This window comes from Spirochaetia bacterium (assembly GCA_022482625.1).
In the GTDB taxonomy this organism is placed as follows: Bacteria; Spirochaetota; Spirochaetia; order Sphaerochaetales; family Sphaerochaetaceae; genus Pleomorphochaeta.
Genome location: JAKVOU010000001.1, coordinates 2,021,507 through 2,035,912, shown reverse-complemented (window position 1 = coordinate 2,035,912; position 14,406 = coordinate 2,021,507). Strand labels below are relative to the sequence as shown.

16 protein-coding genes are annotated in these 14,406 nt (G+C 42.4%); 13 read left to right on the top strand and 3 right to left on the bottom strand.

The features are described from left to right. Positions 1-198 precede the first annotated feature (198 nt). Positions 199-498, bottom strand: a complete 300-nt coding sequence (locus LKE40_09220; GenBank protein ID MCH3917628.1) for a MarR family transcriptional regulator — start codon at positions 496-498, stop codon at positions 199-201. A gap of 230 nt (positions 499-728) precedes the next feature. Here LKE40_09220 and LKE40_09215 point away from each other — a divergent pair, with 230 nt between their 5' ends. The 6 genes from LKE40_09215 (at position 729) to LKE40_09190 (ending at position 5,910) form a co-directional block, all read left to right on the top strand. Beyond that, the gene (locus tag LKE40_09215; protein MCH3917627.1) at positions 729-1,649 is read left to right on the top strand and encodes a polysaccharide biosynthesis C-terminal domain-containing protein; all 921 of its coding nucleotides are present in this window, start codon (positions 729-731) and stop codon (positions 1,647-1,649) included. A gap of 45 nt (positions 1,650-1,694) precedes the next feature. Then, entirely contained in the window at positions 1,695-2,108 is a 414-nt protein-coding gene (locus LKE40_09210; protein MCH3917626.1) for a hypothetical protein, read from the top strand. Positions 2,109-2,281: 173 nt separating this feature from the next. Continuing rightward, on the top strand, positions 2,282-2,884 hold the full coding sequence (locus LKE40_09205) for a class II aldolase/adducin family protein (GenBank protein ID MCH3917625.1): 603 nt from the start codon (positions 2,282-2,284) through the stop codon (positions 2,882-2,884). Positions 2,885-3,006: 122 nt separating this feature from the next. Then, on the top strand, positions 3,007-3,780 hold the full coding sequence (locus LKE40_09200; protein MCH3917624.1) for a DeoR/GlpR family DNA-binding transcription regulator: 774 nt from the start codon (positions 3,007-3,009) through the stop codon (positions 3,778-3,780). Between the two features lie 2 nt (positions 3,781-3,782). Beyond that, on the top strand, positions 3,783-5,228 hold the full coding sequence (locus tag LKE40_09195; GenBank protein ID MCH3917623.1) for a rhamnulokinase: 1,446 nt from the start codon (positions 3,783-3,785) through the stop codon (positions 5,226-5,228). Between the two features lie 4 nt (positions 5,229-5,232). After that, positions 5,233-5,910, top strand: coding sequence for a fructose-bisphosphate aldolase (locus LKE40_09190; GenBank protein ID MCH3917622.1), 678 nt, complete (start codon positions 5,233-5,235; stop codon positions 5,908-5,910). Here LKE40_09190 and LKE40_09185 read toward each other — a convergent pair. After that, positions 5,905-6,675 (bottom strand): DeoR/GlpR family DNA-binding transcription regulator, encoded by a 771-nt coding sequence (locus tag LKE40_09185; protein MCH3917621.1) that lies wholly within the window; start codon positions 6,673-6,675, stop codon positions 5,905-5,907. The genes LKE40_09190 and LKE40_09185 overlap by 6 nt on opposite strands. A gap of 2 nt (positions 6,676-6,677) precedes the next feature. Continuing rightward, positions 6,678-7,181: a VOC family protein gene (locus LKE40_09180; protein MCH3917620.1), complete on the bottom strand. Its 504-nt coding sequence runs from the start codon at positions 7,179-7,181 to the stop codon at positions 6,678-6,680. A 161-nt stretch (positions 7,182-7,342) separates the two neighbouring features. Between LKE40_09180 and LKE40_09175 the strand changes: the two genes are divergently transcribed. The 7 genes from LKE40_09175 to LKE40_09145 all read left to right on the top strand — a co-directional run bounded on the left by LKE40_09175 (position 7,343) and on the right by LKE40_09145 (position 13,910). After that, positions 7,343-7,918, top strand: coding sequence for a sugar isomerase (locus LKE40_09175; protein MCH3917619.1), 576 nt, complete (start codon positions 7,343-7,345; stop codon positions 7,916-7,918). Between the two features lie 14 nt (positions 7,919-7,932). Next, positions 7,933-8,415, top strand: coding sequence for a VOC family protein (locus LKE40_09170; GenBank protein ID MCH3917618.1), 483 nt, complete (start codon positions 7,933-7,935; stop codon positions 8,413-8,415). Between the two features lie 25 nt (positions 8,416-8,440). After that, complete coding sequence (locus tag LKE40_09165) at positions 8,441-9,445, top strand: autoinducer 2 ABC transporter substrate-binding protein (GenBank protein ID MCH3917617.1); 1,005 nt, start codon at positions 8,441-8,443, stop codon at positions 9,443-9,445. A gap of 73 nt (positions 9,446-9,518) precedes the next feature. Beyond that, complete coding sequence (locus tag LKE40_09160) at positions 9,519-11,024, top strand: sugar ABC transporter ATP-binding protein (protein ID MCH3917616.1); 1,506 nt, start codon at positions 9,519-9,521, stop codon at positions 11,022-11,024. Between the two features lie 2 nt (positions 11,025-11,026). Further along, complete coding sequence (locus LKE40_09155) at positions 11,027-12,049, top strand: ABC transporter permease (protein ID MCH3917615.1); 1,023 nt, start codon at positions 11,027-11,029, stop codon at positions 12,047-12,049. 2 nt (positions 12,050-12,051) lie between these two features. Beyond that, positions 12,052-13,053 carry an ABC transporter permease gene (locus LKE40_09150; protein ID MCH3917614.1) on the top strand — a complete coding sequence of 334 codons (1,002 nt, stop codon included), beginning with the start codon at positions 12,052-12,054 and terminating at the stop codon, positions 13,051-13,053. Next, positions 13,050-13,910: a sugar phosphate isomerase/epimerase gene (locus tag LKE40_09145; GenBank protein ID MCH3917613.1), complete on the top strand. Its 861-nt coding sequence runs from the start codon at positions 13,050-13,052 to the stop codon at positions 13,908-13,910. Before LKE40_09150 ends, LKE40_09145 begins: the two co-directional genes overlap by 4 nt. Positions 13,911-14,406: the final 496 nt, after the last annotated feature.

The window sequence follows — 14,406 nt, the reverse complement described above, 5'->3', positions numbered from 1 at the left end:
TATAGGTACGCCACCCCCGTGCATGTTTTGTCAAGCAAAAAGAAACAAACAAGGTAAAAAGTATTGTGGCGGAATATAAATATTTGTTTGGAATGAAAATAGTAAAAAAGTAAAAGTTGATCAGGCCTGCAGAAGTATATTTCTACTACTGCTATATGTATGACAAGACGGCAATTTTTCTGATTATGACTTATATTGCTATGTACAGATATTGCCGATTACTTTATCCAGAAGGTTCTTCAGTATTTCCCTTTCTATATCCGTAAAGTTTTGGACCAGTCTGCTTTCACTTTGGACTGCAAGACCCTGGATCTTTGTGTATATTTCTCGGGCTTTTTCCGTAGGATATATACAGTATTGTCTCCTATCTTCCTGTGAAACCATGCGGGTGATATATTCTTCTTTTGCAAACTGCTTGATTGTCCTTGCAACAGACCCTTTGTCAATTTTTAGCATTTCAGATATTTGTTCTTGGGAGACTCCCGGGTTTTCACAGATGACAAGTATGTAGGTATATTGGCTGGCCGTGATGTCTTCTTTTTTAGTTGCCGATCCAGAAGCATTGAAGAGTGTCTGTGTATGATAGAAAATCGACTCATGAATTCGTGCATGAACTAACTCCTTTATCTTTCTATAGTAAGTTGCTCAAGCAACAGTTTTAATCATTCTGCATGCTTTGAGTCTGCTGGATTATTGCCTAAGCAATCTTTTTATCTGGAGGAATATCCATGGGAAAAGAATCTTCATTGCAATCCAACCCTTTGGCAACTGAACCCATCGGAAAATTGATAGTAACATATGCTGTTCCTTGTGTTATATCTCTTGTCGTCAACGGTCTTTACAATATTGTAGACCAGATCTTCATTGGAAGGGCGGTGGGGTATCTTGGCAATACGGCTACCAATGTCGTATTTCCCCTGACAATTCTTTGTGTGGCATTGGGAGTACTTTTTGGGGATGGGACTGCAACATATCTCAACTTGAAGCTTGGAGAAGGGCGCAGGGAAGATGCAAACAAAGGTGTAGCAAATGGCATACTTATGTCTGTGACTGCTACTATCATATTTTTGGTAGTGTCGGCAGTCTTTCTCAAGCCGATCATCAAGTTATTTGGTTGCACAGAAACTGCCGAACCTTATGCATTGGGTTATGGAAGCATCGTGCTGATCGGTTTTCCGTTTGTCATGATATCCACTACGTTGAATTCCATTATAAGAGCAGATGGAAACCCTAAACTTGCCATGATCTCTTTGGCTTTCGGTGCCGTACTCAATACGATTCTTGATCCGATATTTATTTTTGTCCTTGGCTGGGGCGTACAGGGTGCTGCATTCGCTACTATCATCGGGCAGATTGTTGCTTTTTTTGTTTCTCTTTCCTATATGCATAAATGGAAATCAGTCAGCTTGCAACGGAAAAATTTCCATTTCAGTCCAAGACATTGCAAGTCTATTGTGCTACTTGGCGTTTCCAGTTTCATCAATCAAATGGCAACCGTCATCATGATGGCAGTTATAAATAACATGCTGGTCAAATATGGCAGTCTATCCCGCTACGGAACTGATATTCCTTTGGCTGCAATGGGAATTACATTGAAAGTCAACCAGATATTTATTTTTGTAGTCGTCGGTATTGCCACGGGAGCCTAGCCGGCAATCAGTTTCAATTATGGGGCAGGAAAAATAAAAAGGGTAATGAAAGCCTTTTGGCTGACTTTTATCAACGCTACTTGTGCAGCTACGGCAGCATTTTTTGTATTTCAGTTTGCACAGATGAGCATCGTTTCTCTTTTTGGCTCTGAAAGTAGTCTTTACAACGAGTTTGCTGTCAAAAGTTTTCGCATATTCCTGCTTTTCTGCATCCTGGATGGATTCCAAACGGTGTCCAGTATCTTTGTGCAGGCAATAGGAAGACCTGTTTCTGCAATGATCCTGTCTTTGTCAAGACAAATTGTCTTTTTGATACCTGCGGTACTTATACTTCCTAAATTCTTGGGTATTGATGGAATTCTTTGGGCAGGACCTGTTGCTGATGGATTGGCTTTTATTTTGGCCATTGTGGTTTCAATTATAGATGTCAGAAAGGTCAATTTATTATCTTCATCTTAAAATTTTGCCTTGGGTTTCATTGTACTTTTATTCATTTATTTTGTCATAGTTGCCGTATTGTTTTCGTTTATTTCATTTTTCTGAATAAATATTTTCAAAATTTTCATTGTCTTTCTGTTTTTACGTGATATACTTTTCTTATGAATATAAAAAATTTTGATTCCGAAAGGAAAATGGTTGCTGATTACATGGTACGGCTCTATGACAGGCATCTGACTACTGCCAGTGGAGGAAACATTTCATTAAGGCTGAATTCTGATTATTTTTGCATTACACCATCAGCTCTTGATAAAGGAAATCTCGAAAAAGATCAGATTGCTATTGTGAAATTTGATGGCACTAATATGACTCCGGATCTCAAGCTCAGTATCGAAACAGGAATGCATCGGATGATACTTTTGGCACGGCCGGATATGCAGGCTATAGTCCATGCGCATCCTGTCTATGCCTGTGCTTTCGCTTCTTCCATGGAAACGGAACTTACAAGCAAATATACAGCTGAGGCATATTGGGTCATAAGGGATATTGTGAATGTTCCTTATCAACTTATGGGAAGCAAGGAACTGGCTGTCGCTGTTTCACAGGAAGCCAAGAAACATACTGTGATGCTGATGCAGAATCACGGGGCAATAGCTGCAGGGACATCCCTTCTGAATGCTTTCGATAAAATGGAATTGCTGGAGAGGGCAGCCCAGATGCAGATTATCTGTCAGAGTATCCCAGGTAGCAGGACGCTGACTGAAGCACAATGTGAAGTACTGAGGAATTGGCCGTAGGTTTGTAGGGGGCAGGCCTTTTTCTGAAATCGAGGGGCTGTATTTCATCTTGCCCGGACACAAAAGTTGCTTACAATATATTTCCGACTGCTTAACATAACGAAAAATTTCGGGGAAAGACAATGAATGATTTGACCCAACGGCAGAAAATGATATTGGATCTTGTGGAAAATCCCAATGGGATCAAAGTCACTGAACTAGGCGAAATGCTTCATGTTTCTGCGGTTACAATCAGGAGTGAGCTAAGGTCCTTGGAAAGGGAAAACTTGGTATATCGCAGCGGTGGCTGTGTCTATAGCAATGTCTGTTTGCCGATTCGTTTCCGCTTCAATACCCATATGGCGGAGAAGACTGCCATTGCAAAGGAAGCAGCAACTCTTGTCAGCGACAACCAGTCCATGCTTATCTGCCATGGGAGTACCTGTTCCATGCTGGTGAATTATCTGGATTCTGATTATAAGCTTAAAATAGTCACCAATTCTACTTTGATACTTGATTTGGCAAGAAGCAATAGAAACCTTGAAGTGACCATCTTGGGTGGTAAGTTCTACCCGTTGTTGGATGCGACCTTGGGAAGCCATGTGGTTGACCAGGTTGATGATTACTATGTTGATACTTTTTTTATGGGAGCTGACGGACTTTCTGCTGACTTCGGAGTCTCGACTATCCTTGAAGAAAATGTTGCTCTTTTCAAGCATATGGCTTCGCATGCCGGGAAAAAGGTACTTCTTGCTGATTCTTCAAAACTGAACAAGAAAGGAATCTATAGGATACTTTCACTTGATGAGTTGGACTGTCTCATCATTGATTCCGGTTGTCCGTCTGATTTTGTTCATCAAGTAAGAGAGAAGGGAATTGAGGTCCGTCTGGTAGAAGCTATGAGAGGAGGAGCGTAGGGATGGAAAAACTTCATGTGGCGGTAGATCTGGGAGGTTCTCATGGACGTTTGTTTGTCGGAGGTGCCGGTCATCCCCTTGAAAAGGTATATGAATTCCAGACTTGCTATGGAGTCATAGGACAGAATGTTTATTGGGAAATCCTAGGGATGTTCCAGAATATAAAGAAAGGACTGGGCGTTGCTTTTGCAAAATATGGGGATGATATAGTATCCATGGGGTTTGATACGTGGGGTGTCGACTACGGCCTGCTTGACAGAACCGGTCAGTTGATTGGATTACCCTATCATTTCAGGGATCCCAGGACTCTTTCCGTCATCGATGAAGTCCTTGAAAAAGCAGGGGGAGAGGAGACAATCTATAAGGCCACGGGAATAGACAAAGAGTCTTTCAATACGGTGTACCAACTGTATGAAACAAAGAAAAACCGTCCTGAAATCTTCGGCACTGTCGCCCATTACCTGTCTGTTCCTGACCTTTTCGGCTATTGGTTTACCGGTGTGATGGAAAGTGAAAGGACCCACGCCAGTACTACCCAGCTCTATGACCCTTTTTCCGGTGATTGGAACCGGACCTTGATGAAGAAGCTAGGCTTCAATGAGGATATCTTCTCTCCTATTGTTTCGTCCGGTACGGTAAGGGGCAATCTGCTCCCTTCCGTACAAAAGGAAATAGGCTGTGGTAAGCATGTTGTCTTTATAAACAGTGCAGAACATGATACCGCCTCGGCTGTTTCCACAATTGCCGGAGAAACGGATGGGCATACAATGTTCATTTCAAGCGGGACCTGGTCTTTGGTGGGCTGTCTTCTGGATGTTCCTTTGACGACGAAAGCTGCCTATGACAAACGCTTTACCAATGAAGTTGCGGCTTCAGGCAGGATTACGTTCCTGCGCAACATCATGGGAATGTTGATACAACACGAATGTCTGCACGCTTGGGAGGAAAAGGAACATGCCGCCATATCTTTGCAGGCTCTCGATGAAGCTACATGGAGGGAACGGGATTTTGTTTCTGCAATAGATCCTTTGGATGACAGCTTTATGTTGCCCAATTCCTTGGGAGGTCCGATGCCGGAGAGAATAAGCCGGTGGTGCAGAATACACGGGATGTCGGTTCCTTCCAACAAAGGGCAGTTCATGGTTGCCACTTACAAAGGCTTGGCTGCTGCTTATTGTGATTCACTTAAAGAACTTGAATCTCTGACAGGGAAGAGTTTCAACACAGTCCATATCATAGGTGGTGGGTCAAAGAACCGCATATTGGATCAATGGACTGCAGATAGATGCAATCTGAAAGTCATTGCAGGTCCTGCGGAAGCTTCTTCCGTAGGGAATGTCATACAACAGATGAAGGCATCGGGAGAAATAGCTTCTGTAAGCGAAGGCTTGTCACTTTTGGGAGAAGACAAAGGTCGGATAACTTATACACCGTATCAGGAGGAGTAATACTATGGGAATATTATTGGATTGTGCGGATGTGAATTTGATAGAAGATATCTTTGCCTGGTGTCCTCTTGATGGTGTGGTGACAAATCCTGTGATGATAGAAGCACAGGGAAGGGATGAATTCTTCCGATTGCTGTCTGATATAAGGAAGTTGATAGGTTATGACAGGGAATTGCATGTGCAGGTAGTGGCAGCGGACAAGGAAGGAATGATCAAGGATGCAGAGAGATTGGTTGCTGAACTTGGAAAAGACATCCATGTAGAGGTTCCTGTGACAAAGGATGGTTTGGCTGTTATCGGTGAATTATCCATTGAAGGCTTCAAAGTTACGGCTACGGCAGTTTTTTCAGTAATGCAAGGGCTCCTTGCTGCCAATGCAGGAGCCAAGGCAATTGCTGTATATTACAACGAACTTGAGGAATTTGGGGCCAATGCGACTGAGACCATATTTGATTTGTCCCGGTTGCTTTCCAGCACCTATAGCGGTGCACAGGTATTGGCTACGTCTTTTAAAAATATCAACCAGGTTTTTTCTGCTTGTTCCAACGGAGCCGGTTCCTGTTCCTTGCCTCCTTCAATCCTGTTGGATTGTGTGTCTTCAATGTCTACACAAAAGACAATGGCGACCTTCGCAGCTGCATGGCAAAGGATGTATGGGACAAAGAATATTTTCCAACTATAAGTCTTGGTCTGCAATTAGCAGCTGGATATCTTGACTTTCCAAGTAGTCTTTATATTCATTGCTGATCCCTTTATCCGTAATGACTATGTTGAACTGGCTGATGTCTGCAAAGCAGGCCGTACTGACTTTTGCAAATTTGCTGGAATCTGTGACAATGATTCTCTTCATGCTGTTTTTTATCAAGGACTGCTTATATGCTTTTTCTTCAATGTAGCTGCAAGTAAGCCCCAGCTCTTTGTCAAAACCAGTTACTCCTATGAAAGCAATCATTGCCCGATATTCATCAAATTCCAGCTTGTGGGAATTATTCAGGAATGAATTTGATTTCTGTGAATAACGGCCTCCGCACACAATGATGGCAGACTTCGTTAACCTTCGCAGATTGTTGATGGCAGGAAGTGAGGAAGTAATGAACGTGCATTCCATGTCCTCGGGAATATAATCTGGAATCCTTTGGATGGTTGACCCTGAATCCATGAAGATGACATCGCCGTTATGGATAAGTGACGCAGCGACTTTTGCAATCGCATCCTTTTGTGGGGAATGCTTTGTCTTTTCGGTCATGTGATCATAGTTTTTTATGTTATCGACATCACTTTCTGTTATCCCGCCAAAGACCTGTTTCGCCAAATGTTGCTGGTCGAGATATTGTATATCTCTTCTGATTGTCATTTCTGAAACACCGAAATGGGCAGATAATTGCCTTACGGAAAAGAAATGGTTCTTCTTAAGCATTTTCATTTCTTCTTGTTGTCTGCTATTCATATTCATCCTTCTGTAAAAATCGTAGCTTCAGGGGGTCTGCGTTGCTTCGGCCTTTCAATCAACTCGTAGGTAACTCCAAATTCGCTCAATGTATCAAGATAAACAAATCTTCCATCTCCATCAAGACCGAAACCGGCCCCTTCCATTATGATTGCTATGCCGGCCTTTTCTGCTTTTTTGATTTCCTTTTCCATATTCTCGACATAGATTCCCAGATGCTGGATGCCGTATCCCTTTTTATCAAGGAAATCTCTGTGTATTGTCTTTCCTCCCAAGGGTTGTACGAATTCTATGCGGGTTTTTCCAAAGTAAGACAAACCGATACGAATTGAAAAAGGAGAATCTTTTCCATGATAACGCATTGTTGAAAGTATTTCAGGACCATAGGTGTAGATTGTCCAATTGGTTTTGAAAGTCGTAGTATAAGCTTTGATGCTTTTTTCTAAATCAGGTGTAACGAAGGCAATTTGGCCGATTGATTGCTCTAACAAATCATAACTTTCCATGATGAGATCCTTATAAAACTATAAACATTTTTTTTAATTTTCATTTATATTAACTAAAAAGTCAATAAAATAAACAAATAATGTTTGAAGTTAAAACTATTTGTTTTTTTTATTGACAAATTTAAAATCGTATTGCTAATATTTATCACATGGGGGGAAGTATGGAATATCTACAGATTGTTGAAGCTGTGATGGAAGAAAATAGAACTGTACTTCAAAAAATAGACAGAAAAGAAATTGAAGTCCTTATCCAAGAAATCAACAAGGCAAAAACTATCCAGCTTTATGCTATGGGGCGTATGGGTCTTTCGATGAGAGGTTTTGCCATGAGGCTCAAACATATGGGTTTTGATGCATATATCGTCTATGACACTATTACGCCTTGCATCGGGAAAGGAGATCTCCTGCTGGACCTGTGCGGGGTTACCAATGTTGAAATGAACATCATTGAATGTGCAAGGAAAGCCGGAGCCCGTATCGGAATCGTCGGGCCCCATCCGGAAAACAAACAAGGCAAACTGGCAGACTTTACTGTCAGGGTTCCTGGCCAGATTTTCGGAGGTGAGCTTGAAGTAGCTTCGATACAGCCCATGGCAACCTTGCTGGAACAGTCCATGTTTCTTTTCTGCGATATCGTAGTAAAAATGATTATTGAACGAAATCATATAGATATTGAAAAAATGCACGACAGGCATACTAATCTGGAGGGATTGGAACAAGCTTTTGCCGGAAAATAAAGGAGATGGATTGCATGAAAGATGGTGATATCTGCCAGATTGCCGAGGTTGTCGTTGACCTTGATGCGACTATGAAGCATTTATATGAGGATTTTGGTATCGGGCCATGGGATATTTATGAATATGGCCCCGAATTTGTACGGGATTCTTTTTACAGGGGAAAGCCGAACATGCAGCATTATAAGCTCGCTGTCTGCTGGGTCGGACCTATACAGTATGAACTGATGGAGCCGTTGGATGGCTATAGCATCTACAATGAATTTCTTGAGAAGACGGGTTCCAAAAGTGGATTGCAGCATTTTAAGATTTACTACAAGGATTGCCAGGAAGCCATACATCGGTTGGAAACAAAGGGTTACAAGGTCATACAGAGCGGTCGGGTAGGAGAAGACGAATTTTACTATCTGTCAACGGAAAATGCTATCGGGTGTGTGATTGAAATAGGCAATGCAGGAAGGATTCCTGAGCCTCTGAGACACTATCCCGAAGAAAAATAATGGAAGAAAGCACAAGGAGGTTTCAATGAAAAGGTTTTTATCAATTGTATTGATTGCTTTTGTTCTTGGCTCAGGAGCTATATTTGCCCAAGGACAAACGGAAAACGGAGAGGGTACAAAGGCTGCAAAATATACTATGGTTACGATTCCTAAACTGAAGGCAGCATGGTTTATCCCCTACGATGAGGATAGCAAGAAGGCAGGGGAGGACTTTGGTTGCGAAGTATATATGCAGGCTCCTGCCGCTGCTGATGAAGCTCAGCAGGTACGTCTGATCGAAGATTCGATCAACCAAGGTGTAAATGCCTTGCTTGTCGTTCCCAATGATGCCAATTCCTGTGTCCCTGCCTTTAAGAAAGCAAGGGAAAAGGGAATTGTCGTATTGACGCATGAATCTCCAAATCAACCTGAAGCCGATTATGATATTGAAATGATCGACAATATCAAGTTCGGTGCAAAAGCCATGGATGAACTGGCTTCCCGCATGGGAGAGAAAGGGGAATATTGTATTTATGTCGGTTCTCTTACAGTCCCTGCCCATAACATCTGGGCTGATGCAGCTTTGGCCAGGCAGAAGGAAAAATACCCGGAAATGAAGATGGTCGATACCAAGTTCCCGGTATCAGAAGACAGAAATGCATCACGGCAGAAGACTTTGGAATTGCTTACTGTCCACCCGAATCTCAAGGGTATCCTTGCTTTCGGTTCCCAGGGTGGTCCTGGTGCTGGACAGGCGTTGAGGGACAAGGGCCTTACGGATAATGTCACGGTCATAGGAACAACCAGCCCGAAAGAAGCTGCTCCATTCCTGAAAGATGGTTCGATGGATCTGTGTGTCTTGTGGTCCAGCGGTGATGCTTCTTATGCAATGGTCTATATTGCCAAGCTTATCCTTGATGGACACAAAGATGAAATCAAGACAGGTATGGAAATTCCGGGCATCGGCAAACCAACTGTAAATGGAATGAACATACTGTTTGACCATCCTCTTATCGTAGATGCCAGCAATTGTGATAATTACAGCTTCTGAAGCTAGTAGAACGTGTTTTTGCCAGCCGGAATGATCCGGCTGGTATTTTAGAAAGTTGTGAAATGGAGCATGTATGAACTATATAGATATCAAGCATTGCTACAAGTCCTTTGGAGGGGTCCATGCCTTGTCCGATGTTTCCTTTGCTATTGAAGAAGGAGAAATCAGAGGACTTATAGGAGAGAATGGTTCCGGAAAATCTACGTTGATCAAGATATTGGCAGGTTCCCTTAAGGCCGACGCCGGAGATATTTCGATATTGGGGCAGTCTGTCGAGACTTGGGGGCCTTTGGTAGGATTGGTCCAGGGAATCAGCGTCATCTATCAGGATCTTTCACTGTTTCCGAATCTGACGGTACTTGAGAATATCTGTCTTGCTGACCAAGTGAAGGTCAGCAAAGGTCTCGTAAACAAGCGAAGGTATACTGACCATGCCTTGAAATTGATAGATGAGCTTGATATTGATGTTGATCTTGAAGATACCTTGGGAGAATTGCCGATTGCAAAACAGCAGCTTGTCGCTATTGCCCGGGCTCTCATGATTGACTCAAAGCTGCTGATCTTTGATGAGCCTACGACAGCTTTGACGAGAGAAGAAATCAATAAGTTGTTTGTGTTGATCAATAATCTGAGAGGCCGTGGTATTTCGATCATATTCATCAGCCACAAATTGGATGAGGTCATGGAAATCTGTGATACAGTCACTATCCTGAGGGATGGACACCTTATTGCAACGAGGCGGAAAAAAGAACTCAGCATTACGGAAATAGAGCAGCTTATGGTAGGAAAAAGCCTTGAATATATGAAATGTCAGGCTTGTGGGAAAAAATTCGAACAGCTGTTGCTTGAAGTAAAGCATTTGTCGAAACGTAATAATTTCAGGGATATTTCGTTTACACTTGGAGCTGGCGAAATCTTGGGTATTTCCGGATTGTTGGGTTCCGGAAGAACCGAACTGGCTACTGCAATCTTTGGTATTGCACCATGTGATTCAGGGCAGATATTCATCAATGGGGAAGAAGTTCATATTTCTTGTGTCAATGATGCCGTAAAAAATGGAATTGCTTACGTACCGGAAGATAGGTTGACACAGGGTTTGGTTCTCAATTATCCGCAGAGGGATAATATCGTAGCACCTAAATTACCGGAGCTGATTACGGCAAGACATTTTGTGGACGAAGCAAAAATTACGGAAGTTGCCAATTACTGGACGAAGGAAATCGGAGTAAAAACCGATGATATCTTCAAGACGGCGAGGACACTTTCAGGTGGAAACCAGCAGAAACTTGTGATTGCAAAGTGGCTGGAAATGCATCCCAGGCTGTTGATTCTTGACGGGCCGACGGTTGGGGTAGATATAGGTGCGAAGGCTGGAATTTTCCAGACAATAAATGAAATGGTAAAAAAATCAGGCATGTCTGTGATTTTGATTTCTGATGAAATCAGGGAACTGACATCCAATTGCAATCGGATTCTGATTATGAAAAACGGCAGGATATCAAGGGAGTTGACCACCCCCGAGGAAATAGATGATGCCTATATACAGCAGCTTCTCAATGAGCAGAAAAGGGTGGTATGACAATGAATAGAAGAATAATGGACATTCTCAAGAAAAGGGAAGTACTGCTATTGGCGATCATTGTAGTCCTTTCCCTGCTGGTTCAGGTCCGGGCACCGTCATTCCTTACTTATGAAAACTTGGCCAATGTATTGAAGGCCTGCAGTATCGTCGGAATATTTTCCCTAGGGGTCCTTGTCATTACCATTTCCGGTGGCTTTGATGTGTCTTTTGTAGCCATTGCCCAGGTTTCTGAATATCTGGTCGTATGGCTGTTGCTCAGGTATGTGCATGGCAATTTGCTTGTGGCTTTTCTTATGGCAATTTTAGTCGGGACCCTTATGGGATTGTTCAATGGTTTCCTGATTGATCATTTCAAGATGCCTGCAATCATAATCACTATTTCAACTCAGAATCTGTTCTATGGAATCATGTATGTAGTGACGAAAGGTCGGCTTCTCTATGAAGTGCCTGATTACCTTGGCAAGATGTCAAACATGAAGATTTTTGCAGCAACGGCGAAAAACGGAGCTGCCTATGGGATCAGCGGAGTAACTATCCTGTGGTTTGCACTTGCCTTGGCCGTTGCCTTCTTCCTGCGGTATACAATGAAGGGACGGAGCATCTATCTTATCGGTGGCAATGCCACTGCAGCGGAAAGAATCGGTATCAACATGACACATTCGACACTCATGATCTATGGTATCGGCGGGGGAATTGCCGGAATTGCTGCCATTGCTCATATTTCAGTTATCATGACTGTCATACCGAATTCCATCGTCGGGACGGAAATGGATACGATTGCTGCCGTTGTGCTTGGTGGAGCCTCCATAACAGGCGGAACAGGAAGTGTATTTGGAACAATCCTTGGTGTCCTGCTTTTTGCCCTCATCAACAACAGCCTGACACTTCTGCAGATTTCTTCCAGTTGGTACAACGTCTTTATCGGCGGTGTTATCCTGCTGAGTATCTTTGTCAATGCATTGCAGGAACGGCGTCACCTTAGGCAGAAGGTAAGGGTGAAAGTCGAGATGCAGGAGGTTTGAAAATGAAAAAGACAAGATTTTCCAAGAGTGAAAATTATCCACTATATGTTACCATCATTATCCTGTTTATCCTGATGTCTTTGGTAAACGGAAGGAAATTCCTTTCATGGGACAATGTTTCTGCGATGACTTATCAGATGCCGATGATCGGTCTGCTGGCACTGGGTATGATGGTCAGTGAACTTTCAGGTGGCATCAACCTTTCTATTGTTGCAAATGCAAATTTCAATGGTATTTTTATCTATGTAGTCCTCAATGCTCTTACAAAGGGCAATATGATGGCTGCAAACGGGGGGCAGTTTATCCTTGCACTTGTTCTGTCTTTTCTTATGACAATGCTTATCGGTGCCCTGAATGGCTATCTGATTGCGGCCTGGAATATACCGGCATTGCTTGAGACCTTGGGCATGATGACTTTGCTGAAAGGAATTTCCCTGGTCATTACACAAGGTTATACTATTTCGGATTTTCCTGATTCATTGACTTTCTTAGGAGGTGGAAGCGTACTTGGGATACCGATGTCCCTGATAATATTTGTTGCAGTCTGCATTATTGTCCATATCATCCTTGATAAGACAGTTTTTGGAAAGCAGTTGTATTTTACAGGAGCAAATCCTGTTGCTGCCCGTTTTTCCAATATCAATGTAAATAAAGTAATCATCAAGGAATACATGTTGTCTGCATTCTTTGCCTACGTCTGTTCGTTGATCATGATCGGCCAAATGAATTCGGTAAAAGCAACCTATTACGATTCTTATCTCCTGATAGCCGTCTTGGCCAGTTTCTTGGGTGGTGTAGATCCTGCCGGGGGTTTCGGCAAGTTGCTTGGTACTGTTTTGGCATCGATAATCCTGCAGATTATTTCAACAGGCTTGAACTTGATGAGACTTGATCCTTTTATGGTAACTGCCACTTGGGGTGCTATAATCATCATTGTTTTGTTTGGAAGGGAAATCGCTGGGAAATTTTCATCTGGACTAAAACGGAAAGGAGCTGTGCAATGAGAAAGGTAGGTATATATTATGCATATTGGTGTCATGAATGGGATGTGGATTTTTTTCCCTTTATTGCAAAAGTAAAGAAACTTGGCTATGACCAATTGGAAATCAACGGTGGGACTGTCGTATTGCTTTCTGCTGGGCAAAGAGAAAGACTGACCAAAGAAGCTATTGATCAAGGAATTATCTTATCTTTTGGAATAGGGCTGACAGCCGAACATGATGTTTCTTCCTTGGATGAAGATGTTCGCAGGAATGGTATTGCTTTCATGAAGGATATGATCCATGTCGTAGCTGCAATGGGAGGCAAGACTATCTGTGGCACTGTATACAGTACATGGCCGAAGAAACTTCCCAAGGGTGACTCCCGTGAAAGATATCTTGAGAAAAGTTTGGCTTCCATGAGGGAGCTTGTAAAAGTTGCAGAAGATGAAGGTGTGACGCTTCTTTGTGAGAGCTTGAATAGGTTTGAGCAATTTCTGATAAATACCTGTGAACAGGCTGTGGATTATGTTGATCAGGTTGATTCACCTTTCTGCAAGATACTGTTGGATACGTTCCATATGAATATTGAGGAAGATTCCATTCCCGATGCCATCAGGTTGGCCGGTTCAAGATTGGGAGGTTTCCATTTGGGAGAAAACAACCGGAAGCCTGTCGGTTATGGCAATATGGACTGGAAGGCAATCAAAGGAGCTCTTGATGCCATTTCATATGCGGGTTCTTTGGTCCAGGAGCCTTTCCTGCTTCCCGGAGGACAGGTTGGCCAGGATATTGCCGTCTGGCGAGATATTGTAAAGCATGCAGATTTGGACGAGATGGCAAAGGTTTCCGCCGCTTACATGAAAAAGTATCTGGCATAGCTACAAAACATGTGATAATAAGTGAAGAATCGTTATTGATGCAATAAATTAGCCATAAAAAGTTGTCAAAACAATCATAACAACAGAGTCCCTTAAAATTACTGCATTTCAAGGGACTCGTTCTATTTTCTATCTTATGATTGAATTCTAGTGATGTAAGAATGACGGTAAAGAGATATAATATCCGAAATGAAACAAAGTGTATCGTTATTCGCTAAAGTATCTTTTTGAGGTAATGGAAGATACAATATTTACTAATGGCCATAACTATATGCTACGATGGTTTATCTTTGTTTTGGCTTAAAAAAAACAAGAAGAAACCTGAATCTTCGGTATTTTCTTTATACTTGTTTTCTTTCAGAGCATGGTGATTCATTCAATATGCTGATAACTTGATTGGCATGGGGATAGAGAAGTGCTGTTTCAGGGATTTTTCCTTAGATGTTTGGTTACCCATGAAACATGGTGAAACCGGAGATTGGTGTATGTGCAGTAA